The organism is Robertkochia flava, from assembly GCF_020166515.1.
Classification (GTDB): Bacteria; Bacteroidota; Bacteroidia; order Flavobacteriales; family Flavobacteriaceae; genus Robertkochia; species Robertkochia flava.
Genome location: NZ_JAINZT010000007.1, coordinates 175,108 through 195,026, shown reverse-complemented (window position 1 = coordinate 195,026; position 19,919 = coordinate 175,108). Strand labels below are relative to the sequence as shown.

The following is a 19,919-nucleotide window of genomic DNA, read 5'->3' as shown; positions in this document are numbered from 1 at the left end:
ACTTTGATATTACAAAAAATTAATCAAACAAAAAATTTCAATTCGAGGGAATACCCTGAAATGTCCTGCAAGACAAATTCAGCTTAAACCTCCCTGTTATATGCTGACCAACAAAGATAGTTCCGAGAATAAAAATAGTGCGTTAAATCAAGAAGTAATGGATGAAGTAGTTATTAATGACAATGAGTTCTTGCGTCAGTTCGAAACCCAGGTTAACGGGAAACTGGCCAAAATCGAATACGCCTCCCAGGAGCGGAAAGTTTTCCTGACGAAGCTTACGATTCCGGAAGAGGTAGACGACCCTGCTTTCAAAGACCAGTTCATCACCGCAGTATTAAAGCAGATCGAAGAGCGCAACCTGAGTGTGGTTCCCACCAGTCCGCACATTGCACGATTCCTGAGAAAACACAAGGAATTTAAGGATCTGCTTCCGGTTGGGATTAGAATCTAAAAAAAAATAGCCTCGCATTTGCGGGGTATTTTTTTATGCTGTTAACGCCTTTTCTCCTGTAAATTCAAAGCGCACCATCCCATCCTCGTCAATCCGGGTAAGCCGTACCTGATGAAGGGTATTTACCAGTGCGGGATCCCAGGGAGCCTTCACCTTTACATAATTTTCCGTAAAGCCATGGATATACCCCTCTTTATTCTCACCTTCAAACAATACCGTTCGCAGCTGCCCGATCTCCCCTTCGTAAAAAGCACGTCGCTTTTTGGCTGAAAGTCCGCGCAGCATCTTGCTGCGCTTTGCCCGCACGCGTTTCGGAACAATCCCTTCCATATCAGCAGCAAGGGTGTTATCGCGCTCTGAATAGGTAAATACATGCAAATAGGAAATATCGAGCTCGTTCAGGAAATGATAGGTTTCCAAAAAGTGCTCTTCGGTTTCACCGGGAAAACCAACGATGACATCGACACCGATACAAGCATGAGGCATGGCTGATTTGATGCGTGCAACCCTGTCTGTGTATAACTCCCTTCGGTATCGTCTGCGCATCAATCCAAGGATCTCATTACTGCCACTCTGAAGGGGAATGTGAAAATGCGGAACAAAAGCCTTGCTTTGGGCCACAAAATCAATGGTTTCGTTTTTAAGCAGGTTAGGTTCAATAGAAGAAATTCGCAAGCGCTCAATACCTTCTACCCGATCTAAAGCCTCTACCAGCTCAAAGAATGTGTGCTCGTGTTTTTTATTACCGAATTCACCCTTTCCGTAGTCCCCGATATTTACTCCGGTGAGAACGATCTCTTTAATATCCTGGGCAGCGATCTCTGCTGCGTTCTTAAGGACATTTTCCAGGGTATCACTTCGAGAGATCCCCCTGGCAAGAGGAATGGTGCAGTAGGTACATTTATAATCGCATCCGTCCTGAACCTTTAGAAATGCCCGGGTTCTGTCGCCAATGGAGTAACTCCCCACATAGAAGTCTGCCTCCTGGATCTCGCAGCTGTGCACTTCCCCGAAATCATTTTTACTGAGGTCGTTCAGGTAATCGGTTATCTTGAATTTTTCAGTAGCACCAAGCACCAGGTCCACCCCTTCAACTGAAGCGAGCTCCTCAGGCTTTAACTGGGCATAACATCCCACCGCCGCAATAAAGGCATCTTCATTAACCTTACGGGCCTGCTTAACTATGGATTTGAAGCGCTTATCTGCATTCTCGGTTACCGAGCAGGTATTGATCACATAAATATCTGCTTCCTGATCAAATTCGACCCTGTCAAACCCTTCCGATTCGAAGGATCTGGCAATGGTGGAAGTCTCCGAAAAATTCAGTTTACACCCCAGTGTATAGAACGCTACCTTTTTATTTTCTCTCATAAACAGTATCCTGTATTCCCTTTTTACCGATGAAGGATAAAGCGATCGAGCCCTTGCCTTCACCCGCATTTTAAAAAAGCGTACAAATATACCAACTTATTCTTTCCTGAAGAAATAGGAAACCTCCTTTAAATCCTTTTAAAACAACAGCTTATACGCAGGTATACTCCTGTAAAATCTCACCTGTATGAGTCTTTATGATTTTCAGGCTGTTAGAAAACAGAAAAACAACAGCTAGGCTGCATTCCTGGCACCGGGTTCCAGGATGAGTCCCTGAACCATAAGGTATTGAGACAAGCCGTAAAGCAGTACGATCATCACCCCGCTTAACTGACTCGTACTAAAGGAACGATCAAAAACCAGGATGGTCTCCGAAGCTAAAATGAGCCCTGCCCCCGCCAGAACGGTAATAAAACTATTCCAGTCTACCCGCTCATATCTCAGATATGCCAGTTTCAACATGATAAGCGTGATCACCAAAAAGATATAGGCCGGCACGTGTTCGGGAACTTCATACAGAAAATAAATGATGGTCAGGGAGTAAAGGGTAACAAATACAAGATAAGGCAACAGCCGGTCGATGTCGAGCTTAACCTTAAAAACAAAGGCGCAACTGTAAAGCAATTTTGCCGCCAGCAGCAACAGGAAACCCGCTACGATTATATTGAGGTTATTGGTGATCATCATAAACAATTCCCCAAGACTAAAAGAGACGATAGCCAGAATAACGAACACCCGTTCTGCAGCATTTTGCCCCCGGCTGCGCAGCATAAAATAATTAAGTAACACCCCAAGCAGCAGTATCTTGGTGACCAGACTGAAATACAACAATCCTTCCATATTACTTAGAATAATATCGAAGAAAAGGATCACCACAAAAACTGCAGTAAACCATTTGGACGATTGCAGAAAGGTTTGCATTGAGGTTGCTAATAAAGAGTATCTTTTAAAGATACAAAGACAAGGCAGACAGCTGTAAAGGCTGTTCGATTTTTCGATTATCGGCTATGAAACAACCGATAAAATTGTAAGAAAATTTTTCTCTAACTAAATATGCAACCTGTAAACCAAAGAAGCTGCAGGAGTCTTATCCCTTTCGCCACTTCGAGGTTTGTTCAAAAACTTCCTGAAGAACTGCCTTTTCCTTCTCCGACAGTTTGAGTCCCTTTCTGTTCATCATCGCATCGGCCATTTCAAAGGCTTTCTCCGGTTTAAAGGAGGTGAAACCGGCTGCACCACCCCAGGAGAAACTGGGGATAAAATTTCTCGGAAACCCACTCCCGAAAATATTGGCACTCACTCCCACCACCGTACCGGTGTTAAACATGGTATTAATACCACACTTACTATGATCGCCCATCATGAGTCCACAAAACTGCAATCCGGTATGCGCGAACCGTTCGGATTCATAATCCCATATACGCACCGGGGCATAATTATTCTTCAGGTTGGAGTTATTGGAATCGGCTCCGATATTACACCATTCCCCGATCACTGCATTTCCCAGGTAGCCATCATGGCCCTTGTTGGAGTAACCGAAGATCACCACGTTACTGATCTCCCCCCCAATTTTAGAGGACGGGCCCGCTGTGGTAGGACCGTAGATCTTTGCGCCCATTTTAACCACCCCGTTTTCACCGAGTGCAAAACCTCCGCGAATGGCACTACCCTCCATCACCAGGGCATCCCTTCCTATATAGATCGGCCCATGAGTAGCATTCAGGATACAGCATTCCACTACAGCACCTTCTTCTATGAATATATTTTCGGGGGCAATAACCCGGTTGCTTCCCGGGATGGGCATACTTTTCCGATTCCGGGTGATCAGGTTAAAATCTTCCTCGATAGCCTCCCCGTTTTTAGAGAAGATATCCCAGGTATTTTTCACCCGGATACAATCACCCTCGTATTCGATGGCCTTATAGGAATCCAGATCCACCTCTTCCTGGGTATCTGAGGTAAAGAATGCCACGACCTCCTCTCCTGAGAATATCGCCTCACCCTCCTTCAGATCAGAGATCAGGGCAACCAGCTCTTCATTCGGTAAAAAGGAAGCATTGATCAGGATATTTTCCTCCATTTCCACCATGGGAAAAAGATCTGTAAGGTAATCTTCTGTTACCGTGGTGGTGGTATACCCCAGGTAGTGCTCCCACTTCTCGCGAATGGTGAGAATACCGATGCGGATATCTGCCACGGGACGGGTAAAGGTAAATGGCAACAAACTGTTTCTTACCGGGCCATCAAAGAGAATGAAATTCATTTGCAGTTGGTTTAGTAAACTAAAGATAACCTATTTCAGAAACGTAAGCCATTCAATAAGATATAGTTAATGTTCTGAACGACGAATCGTTTCTGATATGCAGGCACAAAAAAACCCCTGAAGCGAATCAGAGGTTTTTCAATATGGTAAATACCGCAATTAGTTCTTCTTGAACTTGGCATATTTGTTTTTAAACTTATCGATACGTCCGGCAGTATCCACCAGTTTCGATTTTCCAGTATAATATGGGTGCGACGATCTCGAGATCTCAAGCTTAATCAATGGGTACTCAACACCATCAACCTCAATCGTTTCTCTGGTCTCGGCAGTAGACTTCGTAATGAAGACATCTTCATTAGACATATCTTTAAATGCTACCAATCTATAATTTTCCGGATGTATACCTTTTTTCATCGTCGTGTACTTTAAACTTCAGAATTTTTTCGAGGTGCAAATTTAGATATTAATTTTAGAATACCAACTATATCCCGGCAAAAATTTAAAAGTAATTCCTAAATTCGCTGATGTAACAAATACGCCGTTACACTTACTAACTCTGCAAAATTAAGCAATTATTCAATTATGGAACAACAAAAACCAAAAACAGGGCAATTTGCCTTAAGATTCGGACTGCTCATGGGCGCGCTGGGGATAACCTTCAGCCTCATGCTCCATTTCATGGACTTGCAGTACACCCAAAGCGCAGCCAATTCTGTAGTGGGAATTGCCATTATCCTGGGCATTCTCATTACGGCGATCTACCAATATAAAAAAGCAAATGGCGGCTACCTCTCGCTTACCGATGCCTTAAAGGTGGGTATTGGCGCTGCTCTTGTAGGCGGAATCATTTCTGCATTATACACCATGCTATATGCCAATGTTATTGAGCCCGACTTCCTGGAACGTTCCGGAGAGATGATGCGCAGCACCCTGCGTAATGACAATCCCGACCTGACTACGGAACAGATCGAGAATGCGGTACAGAGCCAAAGGGATTTTTTCTGGGTAACCTACCCTATCCTGATCATCTTCAACCTGTTCGTCGGGTTCATCGTTTCCCTGGTTATTGGCCTGATCATGAGAAAAGAACAAAGTGATTACTAATTCCTATCTTTGGGCCTTACACCTACCCTGATTATGGACATTTCAGTAGTTATACCACTACTTAACGAAAAGGAATCTTTAAACGAATTATACGATTGGATCGCAGGCGTTATGCGGTCCAATCATTTTTCATATGAAGTTCTTTTTATAGACGACGGCAGCACCGATGATTCCTGGCAGGTCATTTCGGAGCTCTCTTCAAAACACAATGAAGTTAAAGGGATTCGGTTTCTACGCAACTACGGAAAATCACAGGCCCTGCACGCAGGATTTGCTGAGGCGAACGGGCAGGTGGTGATCACCATGGATGCCGACCTTCAGGACAACCCGGAAGAGATCCCGGAGCTTTTTGACCTGATCGTTCATCAGCATTACGACCTGGTTTCCGGCTGGAAGAAAAAGCGTTACGATTCGGTGATCTCCAAGAACCTCCCTTCGAAATTATTTAACTGGGCGGCCCGGAAAACCTCCGGAGTAAAGCTTCACGACTTTAATTGCGGACTCAAGGCCTACAAGCAGGAAGTCATTAAAAACATAGATGTTCACGGGGAGATGCACCGCTACATTCCGGTACTGGCTAAAAACGCCGGGTTTCCGAAAATTACCGAGAAAGTGGTGCAACACCAGGCCCGGAAATACGGAAAGACCAAATTTGGAATGGAGAGGTTTATCAATGGGTTTCTGGACCTTATCACGATTTGGTTCATCTCTAAATTCGGACGGCAGCCAATGCATTTATTCGGGGCTCTGGGCGTTTTGATGTTTATCATCGGATCGGGTTTTGCCGCTTATCTGGGTATCGACAAACTCTTTATTAACCCCTATGGCAGACTGATCACCCAGCGACCGCAATTCTTTATTGCGCTAACAGCCATGATCATAGGAACACAGCTTTTTATTGCTGGATTCCTGGGAGAACTCATCCTGCGGTACCGCAGGGAAGAGGCCCGTTACAAGATCGCTCAGCGTATCAACCTTGAATAGGTCGAAAAAAATAGTACATAGCCACCATTCTTACTACCTTTGAAAAAATTTTTATTCATGGAGATCACCATCGAAAAAATCAGGGAGAAAGCAGGGGCATGGAAAGATGCCTTTTTTGACGAAACCACCCGCAACAAAGTCCAGAACTTGCTGGACAACAACACCGAAGAATTAAAAGAATCCTTTTATAAAGACCTGGAATTCGGAACCGGAGGCATGCGCGGCACCATGGGTGTTGGCACTAACCGGATCAACAGGTACACCCTTGGCAAGAACACCCAGGGTTTAAGCAATTACTTAAAAAAAACCTATCCCGGAGAAGACCTCAGGGTAGCGATCGCCTATGATTGCCGCCATAACAGCGACACGCTTGCCCGGGTAGTGGCCGAGGTATTTTCTGCAAACGGCATCAGGGTGTTTCTTTTTTCGGAGCTGCGGCCTACCCCGGAACTGTCCTTTGCGGTAAAACACCTCAACTGCCATTGCGGGGTGGTACTTACTGCCTCCCACAATCCACCGGAATACAACGGATACAAGGTCTACTGGACCGATGGCGGACAGATCGTTCCGCCAGAGGACAAGGAGATCATCGAAGAGATCAACGCCCTGGACTTCAAAGACATCAATTTCCAGGCGCAGGATTCCCTTATTGAACTCATAGACGAGGCAGTGGACGAAGCCTTTTTTAAAGCTTCTGTGGCAAACGGAAGCATCGATGCAAAAGGCAGGGAAGCCCTGAAAATAGTTTTCACCTCCCTTCACGGAACTTCCATTAAGGCCATTCCGGAGGTGTTGAAACGGGCAGGTTATACCCAGGTTTTTATTGTGGAGGAACAAGCCACCCCAGACGGGGATTTCCCAACCGTAAAATCGCCAAATCCTGAAGAGCCGGAGGCCCTAACCCTGGCCATGCAAAAGGCTGAGGAATTACAGGCTGATATTGTGATAGGCACGGACCCTGACAGTGATCGGCTGGGGATCGCAGTTCGGGATACCGATGGGAAGATGACCCTTTTAAACGGAAATCAGACCATGGTGCTTATGACCCGTTTTTTACTGGAGTTGTGGAAAACTCAGGGAAAACTGAACGGTAATCAGTTTATCGCCTCCACCATTGTTTCCACACCGATGATGGCAGAGCTGGCAAAAGGATACGGGGTAACGTACAAGGAAGGACTCACCGGATTTAAATGGATCGCCAAAATGATCAAGGATTTTCCTGACCTGGAATTTATCGGTGGCGGAGAGGAAAGCTTCGGATATATGGTAGGCGATTTTGTACGGGACAAAGATGCGGTAACCGCTTCTTTACTGGCATGTGAGATCGCCGCTGAGGCCAAAGCCTCCGGAAGCTCCTTTTACGAAGAGTTACTAAAGTGCTACACCGAATTCGGACTCTTTAAAGAGAAACTGGTTTCCTTAACCAAAAAAGGGATCAGTGGTGCGGCAGAAATAAAACAGATCATGATCGACCTGAGGGAACAACCTATTGCAGAACTTGGGGGCGAGAAGGTAATTCGCATCGAAGACTACGCCACTTCAGTAGCCCGTAATCTCAGCAACGGCAAAGAGGAAAAAATGGACATTCCAAAGTCCAATGTCCTGATATACTACACCGACAAGGGTACCAAAATGGCTGCCCGGCCAAGTGGCACGGAACCAAAGATCAAATTTTACTTTAGTGCGAACACTTCCATTGCATCCCCGGAAGATTTCCGGAAAAAAGAATCGGAACTGGATCAAAAACTGGACACCATTATCCGGCAACTGGACCTCGCATAAAAATAAGCTACCCGCCTTTCCGGCGGGTCTTTTTCAATAGAGCTATAACTGCTAATGAACTATTTCAAAAAAATATTACGCTTTGCCAAACCGTACAAGAAGTACGGATTCTTAAACATTTTCTTTAATATCCTGTATGCCTTGTTCAGTGCCCTGTCTTTTGTGGCCCTGATCCCGATGCTCGATGTTTTATTCAAGGAGAGCGACAGGGTGTATACGAAACCGGAATACACCGGAATCAGCAATGCCAAGGACTACCTGCAAGACTATCTGAATTACCAGGTCACCCAGGTGGCCGGAGACGACCAAATGATCGCCCTTATCCTGGTGATCTCCCTGGTGATCGCCCTTTTCCTGATGAAGAACTTTTTCAATTATGCGGCCATGTATTTTATCGCATATCTCAGAAACGGGGTACTTCGGGATGTACGGGATGCCATGTACAAAAAGATCACCGACCTGCCCATATCATTCTTTACCGAAAAGCGAAAGGGAGATGTTATCGCGCGTATCACCTCAGACGTTCTGGAGATACAGCATTCTTTCCTCTCTATCCTGGAACTCATCGTCAGAGAACCCCTTACGATCGTTTTTACCATCATTGTCATGTTCGGTATCAGTACAAAACTCACCCTCTTTGTATTTGTATTCATCCCTATTTCGGGCATGCTTATTTCGAGGATTGGGAAATCTCTGAAGAAAAAATCAGACAAGGTACAAAAGGAACAGGGCCATTTTCTATCGATCATCGAAGAAACCCTGGGTGGATTACGGGTCATAAAGGCCTTTAATGCAGAAGGCAAGTTCAACGAGCGGTTTAACGAATCGACAGACCGTTTTTTCCGCTATTCCAACAGCCTGCTCAACCGGCAAAACCTGGCCTCCCCCACCAGTGAATTCCTGGGGATCCTGGTGATCGGGATCCTGCTCTGGTTCGGAGGGAAGATGGTACTGGTAGACAAGACCCTTGATGCCTCCTCTTTTATTGCCTATATGGGATTGGCCTACAATATCCTAACCCCTGCAAAAGCCATAAGCAAGGCTTCTTACGGGGTAAAGAAAGGAAATGCTGCTGCCGAAAGGGTACTGGAGATCCTGGAGACCGAAAACATCATCAAGGACGCTCCGAACGCAGTTAAAAAGGAAAGCTTTGATCATTCCATTCACCTGGAAGGCGTGAATTTCCAGTACGAAGACGATCCGGTACTCACCAATTTCACCCTGGACATCCCTAAAGGCACTACTGTAGCTCTTGTAGGGCAATCGGGAAGCGGAAAAAGCACCATCGCCAATCTGGTTACCCGGTTCTACGATGTGAACGAGGGCTCCATTCTGATCGATGGTACCGATATCCGGGAACTGAGTCTGAAAAGCCTGAGATCACTTATGGGTATCGTAACCCAGGAGAGCATTCTCTTTAACGATACCGTAGCCAATAACATCAAACTGGGCAAGCCTGATGCCTCCATGGAAGAGGTCGTGGAAGCGGCTAAAATCGCCAATGCCTATGATTTTATTATGGAGCTTCCAAAGCAGTTTGAAACCAATATCGGGGATGCCGGTGGCAAATTAAGCGGTGGACAAAAACAACGCCTTTCCATTGCGAGGGCTGTGCTTAAAAACCCACCCATTATGATCCTGGATGAGGCCACCTCTGCCCTGGATACCGAAAGTGAGAAACTGGTACAGACCGCCCTGGAAAACATGATGAAGAACAGAACCTCCATAGTGATCGCCCACCGGTTATCCACCATTCAGAATGCAGACAAGATCGTGGTGATGCAAAAAGGGAAGATCGTAGAGCAAGGAACACATGAGGAGCTCCTCGATGCCAGGAACATGTATAAAAAACTGGTCGACATGCAATCTTTCGATTAGAGCACATCCCGGGAAACCGGGATTTTTTTTGCATCAGATTAAACCTTCTATATTTATTCCTGTCAAAAAGGAAAACCCGCCTGATTGGAAAAGGAAACCCTACTTAAAGAACTACAGCACCCTGAAACCCGGGAACGCGCTTTCAGCGAGCTGGTCAGGGATTACCAGGAAAGACTCTACTGGCACATCAGGCGTATGGTGTTAAACCACGACGATACGGACGATGTTCTTCAGAACACCTTTATCAAGGTGTATAAGAATATAGACACCTTCAGGGGAGACAGCGCAGTTTATTCATGGATGTACCGTATTGCAACCAATGAAGCGATCAACTTCCTGCAAAAGCAGGCCAATAAGTACCGGATATCGAACGAAGAATTAAGAGCACAGCTGGTTAATAACCTGGTTTCTGACCCCTATTTTGATGGAGATGCCATACAGTTAAAACTGCAAAAGGCATTGGCTACGCTCCCGGAAAAACAACTGGCTGTATTTAACATGAGGTATTATGAGGAGATGAAGTACGAAGAGATCTCCGCTGTTACAGATACCTCTGTAGGGGCGTTAAAGGCCTCCTACCATCATGCCGTAAAAAAGATACAGGAATACCTTAAACAAAACGGGTAACCCATGAAAAGCAAACACTCACATAACAGCAAAGACGAAGGATTTAAGTTCCCTCAGGGGTATTTTGAAGGGCTCGAAGCCCGCGCAAAGTCCGCTGCTGCTTTTAAGGAAGCGATACCAGATGAAGAAGGGTTTGAGGTTCCTGAACAGTATTTTGCAGGTTTCGAAGTTCACCTTCGTAAAAGAATGAGGGGCCAAACGCCAGTACTGCACTTTCTGCAAACGTACCGCAAGTATGGGTATTATGCTGCAGCTGCGGTGTGCTTAATCCTGATCAGCACCCTTTTCACATTAGATGTCCGCTCCACCCCGGTTTTTTCTGAATTGAAAACCTCTGATATTGAATGGCTGCTCGACAGCGGGATGCTGGAGATTCCCGAAAGCTACCTGATGGAAAACCCGGTTATGGCCGATATCTCCGCGATCAACTTTAGCGGAAACACCATAGAGCCCAACGCCCTGGAGTCCTACCTCCTGGACGAACTGGATATTTACGATTTAACAGAATAAGAAATACAACAATCCTCCTTACGATGAAACGAATTTTTATTTTAACTGCCTTAGTGTTCTTCTCTTTTCAGGTAAATGCCCAGGAGAGCAGAAGAGAACGCATAAAATCGCTCAAAGTGGCCTACCTCACGGAAAAACTCGAATTACTTCCGGATGAAGCTGCCATTTTCTGGCCCCGATACAACCAGTATGACGATACACTTTTCGAGCTAAAATCTACTTTAAACACCTTACAGCAAACGGTTGTGAGGGGTGATATGAATACGATGTCCAAGGCCGAAGCCCTTTCGACCCTGGAAGAAATCTCCGGTCTAAAGGATGAGATCGCCAGAACGGAATCGCTTTTCCGCAAAGAAACTCCCGAGCTACTTGGCGCCAGGAAGGCGCTTCTTCTGGACATTCATGAAGAATTGTTCAAAAAGGAACTCCTGAAAAGGCTGCAGGCGAGAAGAGCAGCCCGGAACGACCACTAAGGGTTCTCTTCAAAAGTAAGTACAGCAATACGATTCTTACCTGCCGCAAAGGCCGTGGAATCACTGTTGAATCTCAGGGTGTAAAAAGGCTCGTCCGAGATTTTGGAGAAGTTTGCTCCGCCGTCACTGGAAAACCATATACCCTGAAAACCTACTGCCACCAGTTCTTTTCCCTTTCTCCCCGGAATGTACTGCACGCATGAAAGGTATCCCGGAGCTTTCCCGACACCTACCAGGGACCAGGTTTTACCCCCATCGGTGGTGACCGCCTTGTTCGCTGCATTTTGTTCCGGTTGGGTATAATCGCCTCCGATGGCAAAACCGGTCTTTTCATCATAAAAGTCAATGGAATAGATCCCCTGGGTAGACGTCCCCTGAATTACGGGGGTATCAAAAACTTCCCAGGTCATTCCCTTATCAGGAGAATAGAGTATTCTGGAACGCGCACCTCCGGTAGCGATCCAGGTATGATCGCCAATGATCGCAATATTGGTGTCACTTGCTGCGAATGCCGCCTCTCCGGCAGCAGCAGACGGAAGCTCATCACAGGATAATTTCTTCCAGCTTCGTCCGCCGTTACGGGTAATGATCACAGAAATACATCCTTCTGTAGGGTCTCCCATGGCGATCCCTTCCTGGTCGTTCCAAAAGGCCATGGCATCGTAGAACACCTGCTCGTGTTCTTCCATATATGCCAGTTCCATTTCACCACTATTACCCGTTTTGAACATCAGCGCAGGATTCCCTGTGCTAAGCATAAAGAAATCGGCAGAAGTGGCGGCCACAGCTCTGAATTCGGTATTCACACTGTCGATCCTGATCCTTGAAGATCGGGCTGCACCGGTTGCACTGTTGTAGAACCCATAGGTGTTGTTCGAACCGGAAAAAGCCAGATTCTGCCCCATAAGCGTTATCGCCCTGATACTTACAGAATCTGAAAACACTTCCCGGACCTCTACCCGGTTAAAATTTCTGGGGATAAACTCGGGTTCTGCAGCACAGGAAGCCAGCAGCAGCAAGAGAAAGAAATATCGGATCATACCATTAATTTGAGGCTAAAATTAAGTTTAATCGCTTACAAAGCAATACCTTTGCAAACAATTTATTTTAAGCAATGAGACTACACAGAAACCTGGTTTACGCTGTTATAGACGGACTGGATAAGATCTTCAACGATAAGGAATATGCTGACAAAGTAGTGGAACAACTTCTCAAGCGCGATAAGCGCTGGGGAGCCAGGGATCGTGCATTCATTGCTGAAACGCTGTACGAGATCGTTCGCTGGAAACGACTCTACACGGTTATTGCCGGGGTAAACCCTCCTTACAGCAGGGAAAATCTCTGGCGGGTCTTTGCGGTTTGGGCGGTGCTTCGCGGTATCAGACTCCCTGACTGGAAGCAACTTGAGGGGACTCCTGTACGCAGGATCAAAGGAAAATTTGATGAACTGAGTCAGATTCGCAAGTACCGGGAATCGGTTCCGGACTGGCTGGATGAGCTCGGGGTTAAAGAACTGGGCGAGGCCGTTTGGGAAAAAGAACTTGCTGCTCTTAACGAGCAGGCCGCAGTGATCCTTCGGGTAAACACGCTGAACACCACCAAGAACGCTCTTAAAAAGGCGCTGGAGGAAGACCACATCCACTGCCTGGACCTCAAGGGATATCCGGACGCCCTGGTTCTGGAAGAACGCGCCAATGTATTCAAAACCGAAGCCTTTCAAAAAGGATGGTTCGAAGTTCAGGATGCCTCCTCTCAACTGGTGGCACCCTTTCTGCAGGTAGAACCGGGGATGCGCGTGGTTGATGCCTGCGCAGGCGCAGGAGGAAAAACACTTCACCTGGCAAGCCTGATGGAGAACAAGGGGCAGATCATTGCCATGGACATCTACGGCAATAAACTAAAGGAACTCAAGAGGAGAGCCCGTAGAAACGGCGCCCACAATGTGGAAACCCGGGTGATCGATTCTTCCAAAGCTCTTAAGAAACTGCATGGAAAAGCAGACCGGGTACTCATCGACGCGCCCTGTAGCGGTTTGGGCGTTCTAAGAAGGAACCCGGACGCCAAATGGAAGCTACAGCCGGAATTCCTGGATGAGATCCGGAAAACCCAGCAAGAAATCCTGAGGGAGTATTCCAAAATGGTGAAAGAAGGCGGAAAACTGGTCTATGCTACCTGTTCTGTTCTGCCATCAGAAAACCAGGAACAGGTTGCCAAATTCCTGGATAGCGAAGAAGGCAAAAACTTTTCGCTGGTTAAAGATCGTAAGATCCTGGCTTCCGGATCAGGCTTTGACGGATTTTACCTGGCCCTGCTTGAAAATAAAAAGTAGTCGTACATACCTGTCGTTCAACTTCTAATGGGTTAACTATCAATTATTTATTGTATTTTACAGTACAATAAACTTCGGGGAATCTCGTTTATTCCTTAGACTACTAATTTCACCAACATGAAACCCAGAACTATAAAGCTGGCAGTATTACTGGGCATAATTTTAGCCCTGCTTATGGCGTATTGCGAAAACACCAAGGATGACGATGCTGCTGAGAAACCACAGCAGAACAGCATATCCTTCTCCCACCCTACCCTCCCCTTCCACATTGACCTGGCATAATCCCATCTGAGCACCAAGAGATTGTATTCCTTACAAACCTCCGGTTTTTATGCTTTTTCAGACCCTGAGGATATGCCAAAATTAGTCTGATTAATTGTACGGAAAATTGTATTTTTGCGCTTTCAAAATCATTCACTTGTCCGTCATTAAGAACGGACCTTAAAAAAGCGTTTATGATCGTTTTCTTCGGGAATCCAAAAGAGAAGGTTTTTGCAGTAGAAACCACCCACCCACTCTCTAAAGAAGATATTTCAAAACTCACATGGCTGTTTGGAAATCAACCCGAAACCGGGCTGGAAACCATCAACCATTATTTCATAGGCCCCAGAGCAGCCATGGTAACCCCATGGAGCACCAACGCCGTAGAGATCACCCAGAACATGGGTATTGAAGGTTTGGTGCGAATCGAGGAATTTGTAGCCTCTTCTGCAGACGATAAGGACTACGACCCTATGTTAAGCCAGAAATACACGCGGCTTGATCAGGATATCTTTGATATTCACCTCGACCCCAAACCCATTGAAGCGATCGACGATATCTCAGGGTATAACCAAAAGGAAGGGTTAGCCTTAAGCGAAGAAGAGATCACTTATCTCGAGAACCTTTCCAGCCGACTGGGCAGAAAACTAACGGATGCCGAGGTTTACGGATTTGCACAGATCAATTCTGAACACTGCAGGCACAAGATCTTTAACGGCACCTTTGTTATTGACGGAGAAGAGAAACCGGTTTCCCTGTTCAAAATGATCCGTAAGACCTCAGAGGCTCATCCCAACGGGATCGTTTCGGCCTACAAGGATAATGTAGCTTTTCTTAAGGGGCCAAGGGTGCAGCAGTTTGCTCCTAAAAGTCCGGAAAAACCCGATTATTACGAGATCAAGGATTTTGATTCTGTGATCTCCCTGAAAGCCGAAACTCACAATTTCCCTACAACGGTAGAACCTTTTAACGGGGCTGCCACCGGGTCGGGAGGAGAGATCAGAGACCGTCTCGCGGGAGGACAGGGTTCAATTCCGATGGCCGGAACTGCCGTTTACATGACCTCGTACTCCAGGCTGGAAGAAAACCGTCCATGGGAGCAGAAAATGAAGGAAAGGGAATGGCTTTACCAGACCCCTATGGACATCCTGATCAAGGCCTCCAACGGAGCTTCTGACTTTGGTAATAAGTTCGGGCAACCCCTTATTGCGGGTTCTGTACTTACCTTCGAACATGAAGAAGAGGCGCGAAAACTCGGTTTTGACAAGGTGATCATGCTCGCCGGTGGAATCGGATACGGCAAGGAATCGCAAGCCAAAAAAGAAACGCCGAAGAAGAGTGACAAGATCGTGGTACTTGGCGGAGATAACTACCGTATCGGGATGGGAGGAGCTGCGGTTTCTTCTGCTGATACCGGAGAATTTTCCAGCGGTATCGAACTTAACGCCATCCAGCGATCGAACCCTGAAATGCAGAAAAGGGTTGCCAACGCGGTGCGGGGTATGGTAGAAAGCGATATCAACGAGATCGTCTCTATACACGATCACGGGGCCGGAGGCCACCTGAATTGTCTTTCTGAGCTCGTAGAAGAGACCGGAGGCACCATTGATACTGACAAATTACCTATAGGAGACCCTACCCTATCGCTCAAAGAACTTATCGGAAACGAAAGCCAGGAGCGAATGGGACTGGTGATCGCCGAGGAACATAAGGAGAAACTAAGAAGGATCGCCGAGCGGGAACGCTCGCCCATGTATGAGGTTGGAGAAGTGACCGGTGATCATCGCTTTACCTTCGCGTCGGGAAAAACCGGAGCCAAACCTATGGACCTGGACATGGCCGATATGTTCGGAAGCTCTCCTAAGACGATCATGAACGATCGCAAAATAGAAAGAAACTACCAGTCTCCGGATTATAAAACTGAAGAGATCCCTGCCTACCTGGAGCGGGTTCTTCAACTGGAAGCAGTAGCCTGTAAAGACTGGCTCACCAATAAAGTAGACCGCTGTGTAACCGGAAAGGTGGCCCGCCAGCAATGTGTAGGCCCACTGCAATTGCCATTGAGCAACTGCGGGGTTATGGCCCTGGATTACCAGGGTAAGGAAGGTATCGCCACCTCCATCGGTCACGCTCCAGTACTGGCCCTTATTGATCCGGTTGCCGGAAGCCGTGTAGCCATTGCAGAGGCGCTTACCAACATTGTCTGGGCGCCTATGAAAGACGGTCTCAAATCGGTGTCTTTGTCTGCCAACTGGATGTGGCCCTGTAAGAACGAAGGAGAAGATGCCCGTCTTTACGAGGCCGTGGAAGGGTGTTCCCAGTTTGCCATAGACCTCGGGATCAACATTCCTACCGGTAAGGATTCGCTATCCATGAAACAAAAATATCCTGATGACGAGGTGATCGCACCGGGTACAGTGATCATTTCTGCAGCAGGAAACTGCAACGACATCACCAAGGTGGTAACCCCGGTACTTCAGAAAGACGGAGGCAGTATGTACTACCTGAACCTTTCGGGAGCTTCCCTGGAACTGGGAGGTACGTCCTTTGCCCAGATCCTGAACACCGTAGGCAACCAGGGTGCCGGCGTGCATGAGGCTGCCTACCTGGAAACCGCCTTTAACGCCATACAGGACCTGATAAGAAACGAGCAGGTACTGGCAGGACACGACGTGGCCAGCGGCGGACTAATTACCACCCTTCTTGAGATGTGTTTTGCAGACAACGCTGTCGGAGCTGACCTCAACCTTACAGCCCTGGGAGCGGCCGATTCTGTTAAAGCATTGTTCAATGAAAATGTTGCCGTGGTTATCCAGGCTAAGGATGATAAGGAAGTTGAGGCTCTTCTGAGTTCCCGAGGCGTGGACTTTGTAAAGATCGGAGCGGTAACCGCCGGAGAAGAACTTCACATCACCAACGGCGAGGAGGAATTCAACTTTAACATACCCCAGCTCAGAGACATCTGGTACAAAACCTCGTACCTGCTCGACCAGAAACAAAGTGGTAAGAGCAAAGCGGAAGAGCGTTATATCAATTACAAGAATCAACCTCTTGAATATACCTTCCCGGCACAATTCACCGGAAAAAAACCGGAACCTGTTGCAGCAAACAAACGCATCAAAGCTGCTATTATAAGGGAAAAGGGAAGTAATTCTGAACGGGAGATGGCAAACGCCATGTACCTGGCCGGTTTTGACGTTAAGGACGTTCACATGACCGACCTGATCAGCGGAAGGGAAACCCTCGAGGACATCCGTTTTATAGCAGCCGTGGGTGGTTTCTCGAATTCTGATGTACTGGGAAGTGCAAAGGGATGGGCAGGTGCCTTCCTGTATAACGAACAGGCCAACACGAGCCTTAAAAACTTCTTTGAAAGAGAAGATACCCTGTCACTCGGAGTATGTAACGGATGTCAGTTGTTCATAGAACTGGGACTGATCAATCCGGACCATGAAGACAAACCCAAGATGCTTCATAACGATTCACATAAGTTCGAATGTAATTTTACCTCGGTAAAAATTGAGGAGAACCACTCGGTCATGCTTTCCAGTCTTGCCGGAACCACCCTGGGTATCTGGGCAGCACACGGAGAAGGGAAGTTCAGTTTCCCTTATGCAGAGCAGCGATACAACATCGTAGGAAAATATGGTTATGAAGGGTATCCTGCGAATCCGAACGGATCTGACTTCAATACGGCCATGCTCACTGACGACACGGGCAGGCACCTGGTTATGATGCCGCACCTGGAACGCTCCACCTTCCCATGGAACTGGGGATACTACCCGGAAGGGCGCAAAGACGAAGTTTCGCCATGGATCGAGGCCTTTGTCAATGCCAGAAAATGGCTGGAGAAAAAATAATCAGCAAGAAAACACGCTTAATATTAAGGAGTTGCTAAACGGCAACTCCTTTTTTTATGAATTTGATTTTTTATCCCCAAATTTTTATAATTTGCAAGACTGAAAAAAGCACTACTAATGACCAACGTTACCCGTTTATTTGATTTTCCACAGTACCAACTGGATAAATTTAACCTGGATACCGCATTTTGCACTAAATACGGAGATAAGTGGGTGAAAACATCCACCAAAGAATTCATAAGACTTACCGATCAGTTTAGTCGCGGATTGCTGAACATGGGGGTAAAACCAAATGATAAGATCGCCCTGATATCCACCAACAACCGAACCGAGTGGCATATCGCAGATATAGGCGTTTTACAAACCGGAGCTGTTAACGTTCCCATCTACCCTACCATTTCAGAAGAAGATTACGCTTACATCCTGAACCACTCTGAGAGTACCTATTGTTTTGTATCAGATAAGGAGTTACTCGATAAGGTAAGCAGCATTCGGGACCAGGTTCCCACCCTGAAAGAAATCTACACCTTTGATGAGATCGAAGGAGCCCGGAATTATAAGGAAATTCTGGAAAGCGGGAAGAACGAGAGCAATCAGAAGGCACTGGAAGAAACCAAGGAGAAGGTAAAACCGGAAGACCTGGCCACGATCATTTATACTTCAGGTACCACAGGAAGGCCTAAAGGAGTGATGCTTTCGCATCATAACATCGTGTCTAACGTGATCTCCAGTGAAGAGCGGGTACCGCTTAGTCACGGAGATTCTGCCCTGAGCTTTCTGCCCATATGCCATATTTTTGAACGCATGGTTACCTACCTGTACCAGTATTGCGGCATCAGCATTTATTTTGCCGAATCTATAGAAAAGATCAGCGACAACCTCAAGGAAGTAAAACCGGAGGTAATGACCGTAGTACCCCGACTGCTGGAAAAGGTATACGACAAGATCTACGCAAAGGGAGCAGAGCTTACAGGAGTTAAAAAGAAATTATTTTTCTGGGCTATTGAGCTCGGTAAAAAATTCGAGCCGTATAATGCCAACGGGGCCTGGTATGAATTCCAGCTTAATATTGCGCGAAAACTCATTTTCAGCAAATGGCAGGAGGGCCTTGGTGGTAACCTGAAGATACTGGTATCGGGGAGTGCTGCCTTGCAACCCACCCTTGCCCGTGTTTTCGGAGCAGCGGGAATGCCTGTAATGGAGGGTTACGGTCTCACAGAAACCTCTCCTGTAATCGCGGTGAACGACCAGAATAACAGAGGGTGGAAGATCGGAACTGTAGGAAGGGTTATGCCCGGAATTGAAGTAAAGATCGCAGAAGACGGAGAAATACTTTGTAAGGGACCAAATGTAATGATGGGGTATTTCAAGGATAAGGAGCGTACTGCCGAGGTCATGACCGGAGACTATTTTCACACCGGGGATATCGGGGAGATCGACAGTGACGGCTTCCTGAAGATCACCGACCGTAAAAAGGAAATGTTCAAAACCTCGGGCGGAAAATACGTGGCACCTCAGCTTATAGAAAACGACATGAAGCAATCCCGCTTCATCGAGCAGATCATGGTGGTAGGAGAAGGCGAAAAAATGCCGGCAGCGCTTATACAGCCAAACTTTGATTTCGTAAGAGAATGGGCCCGTCGTCACCAGGTACAATTAAATGGTGATAACAACAGCCTGGTTACCAATCAAAAGGTGATCGATCGTATACAGGAAGAAATTGACATGTATAACGAGCGTTTCGGGAAATGGGAACGCATTAAAAAATTCGAACTTACCCCGGATACCTGGAGTATCGATGAGGGGCACCTTACGCCTACTATGAAATTAAAGCGCAAGGTGATCAAGGAAAAATACATGGACTTATACAATAAGATCTACGACAGGTCCTGATAACCAACCAACCTGTTCTATAAAGCTCCTGTTTACGGGAGCTTTTTTTATGCCCAAAAATCAGCAGTTTATCTAATTCAGGGATTTCACCACTTTTTATTATGCATGCATAGTAAAATTTTTATATATTTGA

At 46.6% G+C, this 19,919-nt stretch carries 17 protein-coding genes; 12 read left to right on the top strand and 5 right to left on the bottom strand.

What is annotated here, in order from left to right:
• Positions 1–157 precede the first annotated feature (157 nt).
• Entirely contained in the window at positions 158–451 is a 294-nt protein-coding gene (locus K7R11_RS12060; protein ID WP_224490996.1) for a GNAT family N-acetyltransferase, read from the top strand.
• A gap of 33 nt (positions 452–484) precedes the next feature.
• Here the strand turns inward: K7R11_RS12060 and mtaB are convergent, their stop codons facing one another.
• From mtaB to K7R11_RS12040, 4 genes are all read right to left on the bottom strand, one after another.
• Entirely contained in the window at positions 485–1,822 is a 1,338-nt protein-coding gene (gene mtaB / locus K7R11_RS12055; RefSeq protein WP_224490995.1) for a tRNA (N(6)-L-threonylcarbamoyladenosine(37)-C(2))-methylthiotransferase MtaB, read from the bottom strand.
• A 234-nt stretch (positions 1,823–2,056) separates the two neighbouring features.
• Positions 2,057–2,743, bottom strand: a complete 687-nt coding sequence (locus tag K7R11_RS12050) for a lysoplasmalogenase family protein (protein ID WP_224490994.1) — start codon at positions 2,741–2,743, stop codon at positions 2,057–2,059.
• Positions 2,744–2,909: 166 nt separating this feature from the next.
• Positions 2,910–4,085, bottom strand: a complete 1,176-nt coding sequence (locus tag K7R11_RS12045) for a GlmU family protein (RefSeq protein WP_224490993.1) — start codon at positions 4,083–4,085, stop codon at positions 2,910–2,912.
• Positions 4,086–4,244: 159 nt separating this feature from the next.
• The gene (locus K7R11_RS12040) at positions 4,245–4,499 is read right to left on the bottom strand and encodes a type B 50S ribosomal protein L31 (RefSeq protein ID WP_224490992.1); all 255 of its coding nucleotides are present in this window, start codon (positions 4,497–4,499) and stop codon (positions 4,245–4,247) included.
• Positions 4,500–4,667: 168 nt separating this feature from the next.
• Here K7R11_RS12040 and K7R11_RS12035 point away from each other — a divergent pair, with 168 nt between their 5' ends.
• The 7 genes from K7R11_RS12035 to K7R11_RS12005 all read left to right on the top strand — a co-directional run bounded on the left by K7R11_RS12035 (position 4,668) and on the right by K7R11_RS12005 (position 11,443).
• Positions 4,668–5,189: a DUF4199 domain-containing protein gene (locus tag K7R11_RS12035; RefSeq protein ID WP_224490991.1), complete on the top strand. Its 522-nt coding sequence runs from the start codon at positions 4,668–4,670 to the stop codon at positions 5,187–5,189.
• 33 nt (positions 5,190–5,222) lie between these two features.
• Positions 5,223–6,173: a glycosyltransferase family 2 protein gene (locus tag K7R11_RS12030; RefSeq protein WP_224490990.1), complete on the top strand. Its 951-nt coding sequence runs from the start codon at positions 5,223–5,225 to the stop codon at positions 6,171–6,173.
• 57 nt (positions 6,174–6,230) lie between these two features.
• The gene (locus K7R11_RS12025; protein ID WP_224490989.1) at positions 6,231–7,955 is read left to right on the top strand and encodes a phospho-sugar mutase; all 1,725 of its coding nucleotides are present in this window, start codon (positions 6,231–6,233) and stop codon (positions 7,953–7,955) included.
• Between the two features lie 54 nt (positions 7,956–8,009).
• Positions 8,010–9,833: an ABC transporter ATP-binding protein gene (locus K7R11_RS12020; protein WP_224490988.1), complete on the top strand. Its 1,824-nt coding sequence runs from the start codon at positions 8,010–8,012 to the stop codon at positions 9,831–9,833.
• Positions 9,834–9,917: 84 nt separating this feature from the next.
• Positions 9,918–10,460 (top strand): RNA polymerase sigma factor, encoded by a 543-nt coding sequence (locus tag K7R11_RS12015; protein WP_224490987.1) that lies wholly within the window; start codon positions 9,918–9,920, stop codon positions 10,458–10,460.
• 3 nt (positions 10,461–10,463) lie between these two features.
• Positions 10,464–10,970, top strand: a complete 507-nt coding sequence (locus K7R11_RS12010) for a hypothetical protein (protein ID WP_224490986.1) — start codon at positions 10,464–10,466, stop codon at positions 10,968–10,970.
• A gap of 23 nt (positions 10,971–10,993) precedes the next feature.
• Positions 10,994–11,443, top strand: a complete 450-nt coding sequence (locus K7R11_RS12005; RefSeq protein ID WP_224490985.1) for a hypothetical protein — start codon at positions 10,994–10,996, stop codon at positions 11,441–11,443.
• Here the strand turns inward: K7R11_RS12005 and K7R11_RS12000 are convergent.
• Positions 11,440–12,483, bottom strand: a complete 1,044-nt coding sequence (locus tag K7R11_RS12000) for a WD40/YVTN/BNR-like repeat-containing protein (RefSeq protein WP_224490984.1) — start codon at positions 12,481–12,483, stop codon at positions 11,440–11,442. The genes K7R11_RS12005 and K7R11_RS12000 overlap by 4 nt on opposite strands.
• Positions 12,484–12,557: 74 nt before the next feature.
• Here K7R11_RS12000 and K7R11_RS11995 point away from each other — a divergent pair, with 74 nt between their 5' ends.
• The 4 genes from K7R11_RS11995 to K7R11_RS11980 all read left to right on the top strand — a co-directional run bounded on the left by K7R11_RS11995 (position 12,558) and on the right by K7R11_RS11980 (position 19,786).
• Positions 12,558–13,772, top strand: coding sequence for an RsmB/NOP family class I SAM-dependent RNA methyltransferase (locus tag K7R11_RS11995; protein ID WP_224490983.1), 1,215 nt, complete (start codon positions 12,558–12,560; stop codon positions 13,770–13,772).
• Between the two features lie 117 nt (positions 13,773–13,889).
• On the top strand, positions 13,890–14,054 hold the full coding sequence (locus tag K7R11_RS11990) for a hypothetical protein (protein ID WP_224490982.1): 165 nt from the start codon (positions 13,890–13,892) through the stop codon (positions 14,052–14,054).
• A 173-nt stretch (positions 14,055–14,227) separates the two neighbouring features.
• Entirely contained in the window at positions 14,228–17,893 is a 3,666-nt protein-coding gene (gene purL, locus K7R11_RS11985) for a phosphoribosylformylglycinamidine synthase (RefSeq protein WP_224490981.1), read from the top strand.
• 117 nt (positions 17,894–18,010) lie between these two features.
• Positions 18,011–19,786 (top strand): AMP-dependent synthetase/ligase, encoded by a 1,776-nt coding sequence (locus tag K7R11_RS11980; RefSeq protein ID WP_224490980.1) that lies wholly within the window; start codon positions 18,011–18,013, stop codon positions 19,784–19,786.
• Positions 19,787–19,919: the final 133 nt, after the last annotated feature.

Excerpts from the sequence above, each read along its gene's own strand:
- K7R11_RS12025 (WP_224490989.1), top strand. The coding sequence starts at position 6,231 with ATGGAGATCACCATCGAAAAAATCAGGGAGAAAGCAGGGGCATGGAAA.
- K7R11_RS12045 (WP_224490993.1), bottom strand. The coding sequence starts at position 4,085 with ATGAATTTCATTCTCTTTGATGGCCCGGTAAGAAACAGTTTGTTGCCA.
- purL (WP_224490981.1), top strand. The coding sequence starts at position 14,228 with ATGATCGTTTTCTTCGGGAATCCAAAAGAGAAGGTTTTTGCAGTAGAA.
- K7R11_RS11990 (WP_224490982.1), top strand. The coding sequence starts at position 13,890 with ATGAAACCCAGAACTATAAAGCTGGCAGTATTACTGGGCATAATTTTA.
- K7R11_RS12005 (WP_224490985.1), top strand. The coding sequence starts at position 10,994 with ATGAAACGAATTTTTATTTTAACTGCCTTAGTGTTCTTCTCTTTTCAG.
- mtaB (WP_224490995.1), bottom strand. The coding sequence starts at position 1,822 with ATGAGAGAAAATAAAAAGGTAGCGTTCTATACACTGGGGTGTAAACTG.
- K7R11_RS11980 (WP_224490980.1), top strand. The coding sequence starts at position 18,011 with ATGACCAACGTTACCCGTTTATTTGATTTTCCACAGTACCAACTGGAT.
- K7R11_RS12040 (WP_224490992.1), bottom strand. The coding sequence starts at position 4,499 with ATGAAAAAAGGTATACATCCGGAAAATTATAGATTGGTAGCATTTAAA.
- K7R11_RS12010 (WP_224490986.1), top strand. The coding sequence starts at position 10,464 with ATGAAAAGCAAACACTCACATAACAGCAAAGACGAAGGATTTAAGTTC.
- K7R11_RS12050 (WP_224490994.1), bottom strand. The coding sequence starts at position 2,743 with ATGCAAACCTTTCTGCAATCGTCCAAATGGTTTACTGCAGTTTTTGTG.
- K7R11_RS12035 (WP_224490991.1), top strand. The coding sequence starts at position 4,668 with ATGGAACAACAAAAACCAAAAACAGGGCAATTTGCCTTAAGATTCGGA.
- K7R11_RS11995 (WP_224490983.1), top strand. The coding sequence starts at position 12,558 with ATGAGACTACACAGAAACCTGGTTTACGCTGTTATAGACGGACTGGAT.
- K7R11_RS12060 (WP_224490996.1), top strand. The coding sequence starts at position 158 with ATGGATGAAGTAGTTATTAATGACAATGAGTTCTTGCGTCAGTTCGAA.
- K7R11_RS12030 (WP_224490990.1), top strand. The coding sequence starts at position 5,223 with ATGGACATTTCAGTAGTTATACCACTACTTAACGAAAAGGAATCTTTA.
- K7R11_RS12020 (WP_224490988.1), top strand. The coding sequence starts at position 8,010 with ATGAACTATTTCAAAAAAATATTACGCTTTGCCAAACCGTACAAGAAG.
- K7R11_RS12000 (WP_224490984.1), bottom strand. The coding sequence starts at position 12,483 with ATGATCCGATATTTCTTTCTCTTGCTGCTGCTGGCTTCCTGTGCTGCA.